Origin of the sequence: Priestia veravalensis (assembly GCF_001457055.1) — a bacterium.
Classification (GTDB): domain Bacteria; phylum Bacillota; class Bacilli; order Bacillales; family Bacillaceae_H; genus Priestia; species Priestia flexa.
Window position 1 is genome coordinate 1 of sequence record NZ_KQ758731.1, and the last position, 7,699, is coordinate 7,699.

At 37.8% G+C, this 7,699-nt stretch carries 8 protein-coding genes, 2 tRNA genes, 2 rRNA genes and 1 pseudogene; 12 read left to right on the forward strand and 1 reads right to left on the reverse strand.

The genetic code is table 11. The annotated features are described in order from the left end of the window. The 8 genes and pseudogenes from AS180_RS20515 to tsaD form a co-directional block, all read left to right on the forward strand. Positions 1-181: ribosomal RNA gene (locus AS180_RS20515) — 23S ribosomal RNA — on the forward strand; the annotation flags it as partial. Between the two features lie 65 nt (positions 182-246). After that, a 5S ribosomal RNA gene (rrf, locus tag AS180_RS20520) occupies positions 247-362 on the forward strand. Positions 363-372: 10 nt separating this feature from the next. After that, positions 373-449 (forward strand) — tRNA-Met (locus AS180_RS20525). Positions 450-452: 3 nt separating this feature from the next. Then, a tRNA-Asp gene (locus tag AS180_RS20530) sits at positions 453-528 on the forward strand. A gap of 164 nt (positions 529-692) precedes the next feature. Continuing rightward, positions 693-1,178, forward strand: coding sequence for a tRNA (adenosine(37)-N6)-threonylcarbamoyltransferase complex ATPase subunit type 1 TsaE (gene tsaE, locus AS180_RS20535; protein ID WP_061786698.1), 486 nt, complete (start codon positions 693-695; stop codon positions 1,176-1,178). After that, on the forward strand, positions 1,159-1,863 hold the full coding sequence (gene tsaB, locus AS180_RS20540; RefSeq protein ID WP_025910003.1) for a tRNA (adenosine(37)-N6)-threonylcarbamoyltransferase complex dimerization subunit type 1 TsaB: 705 nt from the start codon (positions 1,159-1,161) through the stop codon (positions 1,861-1,863). The genes tsaE and tsaB overlap by 20 nt, the downstream gene beginning before the upstream one ends. A gap of 4 nt (positions 1,864-1,867) precedes the next feature. Further along, positions 1,868-2,317: a ribosomal protein S18-alanine N-acetyltransferase gene (rimI, locus tag AS180_RS20545; RefSeq protein ID WP_062687433.1), complete on the forward strand. Its 450-nt coding sequence runs from the start codon at positions 1,868-1,870 to the stop codon at positions 2,315-2,317. Further along, positions 2,314-3,314 (forward strand): annotated as a pseudogene (gene tsaD, locus AS180_RS20550) (tRNA (adenosine(37)-N6)-threonylcarbamoyltransferase complex transferase subunit TsaD). Before rimI ends, tsaD begins: the two are co-directional and overlap by 4 nt. Before the next feature lie 121 nt (positions 3,315-3,435). On the opposite strand, the gene AS180_RS20555 reads toward tsaD, so the two are convergent. Then, a complete protein-coding gene (locus tag AS180_RS20555; protein ID WP_062687431.1) occupies positions 3,436-5,376 on the reverse strand; it encodes an ABC-F family ATP-binding cassette domain-containing protein in 1,941 nt (646 codons plus the stop codon). Between the two features lie 275 nt (positions 5,377-5,651). On the opposite strand from AS180_RS20555, the gene AS180_RS20560 reads away from it, so the two are divergent. The 4 genes from AS180_RS20560 to AS180_RS20575 form a co-directional block, all read left to right on the forward strand. After that, entirely contained in the window at positions 5,652-6,296 is a 645-nt protein-coding gene (locus AS180_RS20560) for a redox-sensing transcriptional repressor Rex (protein ID WP_025909999.1), read from the forward strand. A gap of 32 nt (positions 6,297-6,328) precedes the next feature. Further along, on the forward strand, positions 6,329-6,511 hold the full coding sequence (locus AS180_RS20565) for a twin-arginine translocase TatA/TatE family subunit (RefSeq protein WP_062687432.1): 183 nt from the start codon (positions 6,329-6,331) through the stop codon (positions 6,509-6,511). A gap of 15 nt (positions 6,512-6,526) precedes the next feature. After that, positions 6,527-7,288, forward strand: a complete 762-nt coding sequence (tatC, locus tag AS180_RS20570) for a twin-arginine translocase subunit TatC (RefSeq protein WP_025909997.1) — start codon at positions 6,527-6,529, stop codon at positions 7,286-7,288. 164 nt (positions 7,289-7,452) lie between these two features. Further along, positions 7,453-7,699, forward strand: a 247-nt coding sequence (locus AS180_RS20575) for a transposase (protein ID WP_139109258.1), incomplete at its 3' end; no start/stop codon positions are given.

The following is a 7,699-nucleotide window of genomic DNA, read 5'->3' on the forward strand; positions in this document are numbered from 1 at the left end:
GTAGCTATGTGTGGACGGGATAAGTGCTGAAAGCATCTAAGCATGAAGCCCCCCTCAAGATGAGATTTCCCATAGCGCAAGCTAGTAAGATCCCTGAAAGATGATCAGGTTGATAGGTCAGAGGTGGAAGCACGGCGACGTGTGTAGCTGACTGATACTAATCGATCGAGGACTTAACCAAAACGATAGTACACGAAGTACTCAGCAAAATGTTATCTAGTTTTGAGAGAATAATCTCAAATCATGTCTGGTGACGATAGCAGAGAGGTCACACCCGTTCCCATGCCGAACACGGAAGTTAAGTTCTCTAGCGCCGATGGTAGTTGGGACTTTGTCCCTGTGAGAGTAGGACGTTGCCAGATTTTATATTATCGCGGGGTGGAGCAGTCTGGTAGCTCGTCGGGCTCATAACCCGAAGGTCGCAGGTTCAAATCCTGTCCCCGCAACCAAATGGTCCCGTGGTGTAGCGGTTAACATGCCTGCCTGTCACGCAGGAGATCGCGGGTTCGATTCCCGTCGGGACCGCCATCTAAACGAAACAAAAGGTTTCGTCTTTTTTTTATATTAAAATTATGATCCTTAGGACTGTTCCTAGGGACTTTTTTGTATGTATATGCTGGATATGAGTAGAGAACTGCGTATACAATAGAGGTATAAATTGATTTAGAGAGAGCAAAGTGAGGATTCGAAAAATGAAACCATTAGAAGAGTTTGTCATCCAATCCGCTTCTATTGAAGATACACAAAAGCTAGCCAACCGTCTTGCTTCGCTGCTAGCTCAAGGTGATGTTTTGTTATTAGAAGGAGACTTAGGAGCTGGTAAGACAACTTTTACCAAAGCATTAGCAAAAGGTCTTGAAATTAAAAGGAACGTAAACAGCCCTACATTTACTATTATTAAGGAATATAAAGATGGAAGATTACCCCTCTATCACATGGATGTATATCGTCTAGGGGATGAATTTGAAGATCTAGGCTTTGATGAATACTTTGAAGGTGATGGTGTTACCGTTGTTGAGTGGGCTCACTTAATTGAAGAGCAGTTACCAAAGGAATTTGTTCAAATTAATATTTATCATGATACGCCTAAAACACGTAAGCTTGTTTGTAAAGCCAAAGGCGCAAGATATATTGACCTATGTAAGGAGCTTTTTAACTATGAAAACATTAGCAATTGATACGTCAAATTTCGTAATGGGCGTCGCATTGGTTGAAGAGAATAAAGTAATTGGAGAAGTAATTACAAATCTGAAAAAGAATCATTCTATTCGCTTGATGAAGGCTATTGAATCGTTGCTGGCGGATTGTGATACATTACCAAAAGAATTAGATAAAATTGTAGTAGCAGAAGGGCCTGGTTCTTATACTGGTGTCCGCATTGGTGTAACCGTGGCTAAAACACTTGCGTGGACGCTTAACATTCCTTTAGTTGGAGTGTCTAGCCTTGAGATTGTAGCTGCTAACGGCCGTTACTTTAACGGACTTATCTCCCCGTTATTTGATGCGCGTAGACAACAAATTTTCACAGGGTTATATCGTTTTGATAATGGACAGGAACTACGTAATGAAGAGAAAGATCAGCTTGTTATTAATGAACAATGGGCTGGAAAATTGAAAGAATACAATGAGTCTATTTTATTTATTGGGAATGATATTGAAGCGCATAAAGAAATATTAACTAGCGTATTAGGAGAACAAGCACTCTTTGCATCCGTTTCACAATACAATCCTCGTCCAAGTGAATTAGCTTTTTTAGGTATGCAAAAAGAAGCAACTCCAGTTCATGCTTTTGTGCCTAATTACATTAGGTTAGCTGAGGCAGAAGCAAACTGGTTAAAAGCACAAGAAGCGAAAAATGAGTGAGAAAATGACTATGACATTGAAATTTCGTCTAATGAAAGTTGAAGATATTGATCAAGTTGTTGAAATTGAAAAACAGGCATTTGCAACACCTTGGAGCAAAGAGGCCTTCTATAACGAATTAACGGCCAATCAATTTTCTACCTACCTTGTAATGGAAATAGAGGAGCAAATTATTGGATATTGTGGAACTTGGATTGTAATTGATGAAGCGCATATTACCAATATTGCTATACTTCCTAAGTATAGAGGAAAAGGGTTAGGATATGCTTTGCTTAAAGCTGCGATGAATGTTGTGCAACAGCTAGGGGCACTTTCAATGACGCTTGAAGTAAGAACATCAAATCATATTGCACAGTCATTGTATAAAAAGCTAGGCTTTGAGGCTGGCGGCATACGAAAAAATTATTATTCTGATAACAATGAAGATGCATTAGTTATGTGGGTGAAATTATGACAAAAGAAAATGAAGTAATATTAGCAATAGAAACAAGCTGTGATGAAACGGCTGTTGCGATTATTCGAGGTGGTACAGAAATTGTTGCAAAATTGAAAGCCATAAACGCTTTGGGGGAGTTGTACCTGAGATTGCTTCACGGCATCATGTTGAGCAAATCACAATAGTTGTAGAAGAAGCTCTACATCAATCCAATATGACATTTGATGATATTGATGCAATTGCGGTAACAGAAGGACCAGGATTAGTAGGAGCATTATTAATTGGTGTCAACGCAGCTAAGGCGTTAGCTTTTGCTCATCAGAAGCCTTTAATTCCTGTACATCATATTGCGGGACATATTTATGCGAATCAACTTATTACGCCATTAAAATTTCCGTTACTAGCATTAGTTGTTTCGGGTGGACATACAGAACTTGTCTACATGAAAGAGCACGTTCGTTTTGAAGTCATTGGTGAAACAAGAGATGATGCAGCTGGTGAAGCATACGATAAAGTAGCACGTACGCTACAGTTACCATATCCAGGCGGTCCTCATATCGATCGTCTAGCTCAAGAGGGTGAACCCTTAATTGATCTACCGCGTGCCTGGTTGGAAGATGGCTCATATGATTTTAGTTTTAGTGGTTTAAAATCAGCAGTTATCAACACTGTGCATAACGCGAAACAAAAAGGTGAAGATATTAATCCACAAACATTAGCAGCTAGTTTTCAAGCTAGCGTAGTTGATGTTTTGGTAACAAAAACAGAAAAAGCTGTTCAAGAATATAACGTAAATCAACTGCTGTTAGCCGGTGGGGTAGCCGCAAATAAAGGGTTACGAGAGGCTCTACAGCAACGATTCGAAAAGTACTCTAATGTAGAGTTAGTTATTCCACCACTCTCTTTATGTACGGATAATGCTGCTATGATTGGAGCAGCAGCCAGCGTTTTATATCGTAAAGATAGAAGAGCGACCATGGCATTAAATGCGAATCCTGGGTTAGTGCTAGAATAGAGGATTGTGGATAATATAGTGGTTATCCACAATTTTCAATCAATTTAGAATTAACTGTGGATAATGCATATATTAAAGCCCATCACCAAAAGGTGTATGGGCTTCTTTTGTGTATAAACTGTTAGCTTTCCTCAATACTTAGCTGAAGTTCTTCCCACTCTTCCATTAATGTGGATAACTCTTGTTGAAAAGTTTGGTTCTCATTGTTTAAAAGCTGAGATTTTTCATGATCTTGGTAAATTACTGGGTCGCATAAAAGCTCTTCATTTTGCTCTAATTTTGCTTCCACTTCAGCAATTCGTTCTTCAATCTCTTCAATTCTTCTTTTTCGCTGCCTTAGAAGCTTTTTTTGTTCCTTATCTTGTATATATGACGCTTTGTCACTTTTCCCTACAGATAGTTCCTGAGCCATATTTGCTGCTTCAAGCTCTTTTCTTTCTTCCATTTCTGCTTTTTTCTCAACGTAGTAGTCATAGTCCCCTAAAAACTCTGTTGTTCCCTCTGGAGACAATTCGATAACCTTGTTGGTAACTCTGTTGATAAAGTAACGGTCATGGGAAACAAATAAAAGTGTACCTGGATAAGAGATTAATGCATTCTCCAATACTTGTTTACTATCTAGATCAAGGTGGTTAGTAGGCTCATCTAGAATTAAAAAGTTTGCTTTTTGCATCATCAGTTTTGCTAAAGCGAGTCTTGCTTTTTCTCCACCGCTTAGTGTGGAAACAACCTTTAAGACATCGTCGCCTGAAAATAAAAAATTACCGAGCACAGTTCGAATTTCTTTTTCAGTAGTAGTAGGGTAGTCGTCCCATAATTCATTGAGTACGGCTTTGTTAGACGTCAAGTTTGCCTGTTCTTGATCATAATAGCCTACTGCTACATTAGAACCGAATTGGATTTCTCCTGAAACAAAAGGAAGTTTATTCATTAAGCCTTTTAACAGAGTAGATTTACCAATCCCGTTTGGACCTACTAGGGCAATGCTATCTTGACGAGTAGCACGAAGGTTAATGTTTTTTACAATAAACTGATTTTCTTCATATCCAATGGAAAGGTTGTCAACTTTTAATACTTCATTTCCGCTTTGCCGTTCAATATCAAAGGAAAAGCTTGCACCTTTTTCACCATCGTTTGGCCGATCCATTAGCTCCATGCGTTCTAACTGTTTACGTCTGCTTTGAGCTCGCTTTGTTGTTGAAGCCCTAGCAATATTTTTTTGAATGAAATCATTAAGCTTTGCTACTTCATCCTGCTGTTTTTCAAATTGCTTCATCTCACGCTCATAGCGTTCGGCTTTTTGTGTTAAATAATTTGAGTAGTTACCAGGATATTTATAGGTGGTTTTTTGACTTACTTCATAGACTTGTGTAACCACTTTATCAAGGAAGTAGCGATCATGGGAGACAATTAGGATAGCGCCATCGTAATTTTGTAAAAATTGCTCTAACCAAGCCAATGTTTCAATGTCAAGATGGTTGGTAGGCTCATCTAAAATTAGCAAATCAGGTTTAGTTAATAACAGCTTAGCTAGAGCCAGTCGTGTTTTTTGCCCACCGCTTAGTGTAGAAATAGGGGTGGAGTAATCAAAGTTTGAAAAGCGAAACCCGTGCAGGATTGAACGAATGTCAGCTTCGTATTGGTATCCGCCTAGATCTTTAAAGGAAATTTGAAGCTGATCGTATTCCTTTAAAAGCTTTTCATAGTTGTTGGAATCCTGCTGATAAGAAGGGTCTCCCATTTTTTCTTCAAGCTTTCTTAGTTCTTTCTCCATTTTTTGCAATGGCTTGAAGACGGTTAACATTTCGTCCCAAATAGATAAAGTGGATTCTAACACTGTATCCTGTCCCATGTAGTCAATCGTTGTTTCTTTTGGCTTCATAATCTCTCCACTGTCGTAGGAAAGTTCACCAGAAATAATTTTTAGAAGCGTTGATTTTCCCGCTCCGTTTCGACCAACTAGTGCAATGCGGTCTTTAGATTGAACTTCAAGTTTTATATTTGATAAAATCGGGTCTGCCCCGTAATATTTCGTAATTCCGTTTAACTGTAGAATAATCATCGTTTCACCTCTACTCATTTCGACATAGTGTATTTTAACATATTTTTAAGACAGAAGTATGAATAGGTGCATGTCATAAGCATTTCCACAAAATTATGTGTAGAATTCATTATTACCACATAGACTGTGTTAAAATAAACTATAGACTACTGTTCATGAGTGAATAGAAGGTTCACTTAATGGAAGCGCTATCTAATTTAAAAAGAGAATCTTGCTAAGTCAAGCGGAGATCTGAACGATAGCCATTATATCTATCGTAATTAAGGGGGCACAAGATGAATACAGAAAACTTAAAAATACCACAAGCTACAGCAAAGCGGTTGCCGCTATACTATCGTTTTATTAAAAATCTACATGCTTCTGGTAAGCAACGTGTATCGTCAGCAGAATTAAGCGAAGCGGTGAAAGTAGACTCCGCTACAATTCGTCGCGATTTTTCCTATTTTGGAGCCTTGGGTAAAAAGGGATATGGCTATAACGTCAATTATTTACTAAGTTTTTTTCGCAAAACATTAGATCAAGATGAAGTAACCAGAGTTGCTCTGATTGGTGTTGGTAATCTTGGAACAGCTTTTTTAAACTACAATTTCATTAAGAATAACAATACAAAAATTGAATTTGCTTTTGATGTTATTGAAGAAAAGGTGGGCACTCACGTTGGAGACGTACCCGTTTATCATTTAGATAAGCTTGAAGAACATATGACAGAAGATATTTCTGTTGCGATCCTAACAGTTCCAGCTACAGTGGCACAGCAAATTACGGACCGCTTAGTCAAATGCGGAATCAAAGGTATTTTAAATTTTACCCCTGCCCGTTTAAATGTGCCAAGCTCTATTCGTCTGCATCACATTGATTTAGCCGTAGAGCTTCAGTCGCTGGTTTACTTTTTGAAAAATTACCCTGAAAATAATATATAATAGAATATATATGTAATAAAGGAGGGGAAACCATGGGATTAAGTGCAGGTAGTGTGATTTTAATTGTAATTTTTGCACTTTTAGTTTTTGGACCAAAGAAGCTTCCCGAGCTTGGTCGAGCTGTAGGCCACACGTTAAGGGAGTTTAAAAGTGCCACTAAAGGAATAATGGAAGATAACGAAGACGAGGGCAAGAAGAAAGAACGAAATCAATAGAGGAATGATTGACATATGAACGAACAAGAAATGTCTGTATATGATCACATTGGTGAACTGCGAAAAAGGATTTTAATCGTCGTCTTTTTCTTTTTTATTGCTACAATTGGCGGTTTTTTCTTAGCGGATCGCGTTATTATTTATCTACAATCAGCAGACGAGGCAAGCTCGCTAACAATGAACGCATTTAAATTGACCGATCCGGTTAAGATTTATATGCAGTTTGCGTTTGTAATTGGATGTGTTGTTTCTGCTCCTATTGCGCTCTATCAATTATGGGCATTTATAAGTCCAGGCTTGTATGATAAAGAGCGAAAAGTAACTCTTGGATACATTCCAATTTCAATTATCCTATTTCTTACTGGTATTTCGTTTGCTTACTTTGTTCTCTTTCCTTTTGTAGTAGAGTTTATGATTCGAATAGCGGATAAGCTAGATGTTAACCAAGTTATTGGTATCAATGAATATTTTTCATTTTTATTTCAGCTTACGCTACCATTTGGTCTATTGTTTCAATTACCCGTTGTCATTATGTTTTTAACAAGACTAGGTATTGTGACGCCACAGTTCTTAAGCAGTATCCGGAAGTACGCTTATTTTGTGTTATTAGTCATAGCGGCTTTTATTACACCTCCAGAATTGTTATCACACCTAATGGTTACAATTCCTTTATTCATCCTTTATGAAATTAGCATTATTATTTCTCGCATTTCCTATCGTAAAATGTTGAAACATAGACAACAATATGAAGAAGCCGTTGGAATTTCTTCTGAATAACAAAAAAAGAGGCTGGGACAAAACCCTCCTCTGAACCGAAAAAGCCGGTGAAATTTTACGACGAGTAAAATGTCACCGGCTTTGTTTATTTTTACATTAAAATAAGGACCACTTCTGATAAAATAAAGTTACCATACAAAATCTTATCGGAAAGAAGGGTCCTTATGTTTAAAGATTATAACATGAATCAAGTGGTTTTGCCTTTAGATTTAGAAATAAAATTACAAGAAAATGATATTGCCTTCGCCGTTCACCATCTCGTTGAACATATTCCAGATGAAGCCTTTGCCGGCTTCTTACAGAAAACGGGGTGTCCTGCTTACCATCCACGCATGATGATGAAAATCATTTTATGTGCCTACACACAGTCAGTTTTTTCAGGAAGAAAAATTGAAGCGCTTCTCAAAGATC

Coding starts and splice junctions, on each gene's coding strand:
- tsaE (WP_061786698.1), top strand. CDS start 693: ATGAAACCATTAGAAGAGTTTGTCATCCAATCCGCTTCTATTGAAGAT.
- tsaB (WP_025910003.1), top strand. CDS start 1,159: ATGAAAACATTAGCAATTGATACGTCAAATTTCGTAATGGGCGTCGCA.
- rimI (WP_062687433.1), top strand. CDS start 1,868: ATGACTATGACATTGAAATTTCGTCTAATGAAAGTTGAAGATATTGAT.
- AS180_RS20555 (WP_062687431.1), bottom strand. CDS start 5,376: ATGATTATTCTACAGTTAAACGGAATTACGAAATATTACGGGGCAGAC.
- AS180_RS20560 (WP_025909999.1), top strand. CDS start 5,652: ATGAATACAGAAAACTTAAAAATACCACAAGCTACAGCAAAGCGGTTG.
- AS180_RS20565 (WP_062687432.1), top strand. CDS start 6,329: ATGGGATTAAGTGCAGGTAGTGTGATTTTAATTGTAATTTTTGCACTT.
- tatC (WP_025909997.1), top strand. CDS start 6,527: ATGAACGAACAAGAAATGTCTGTATATGATCACATTGGTGAACTGCGA.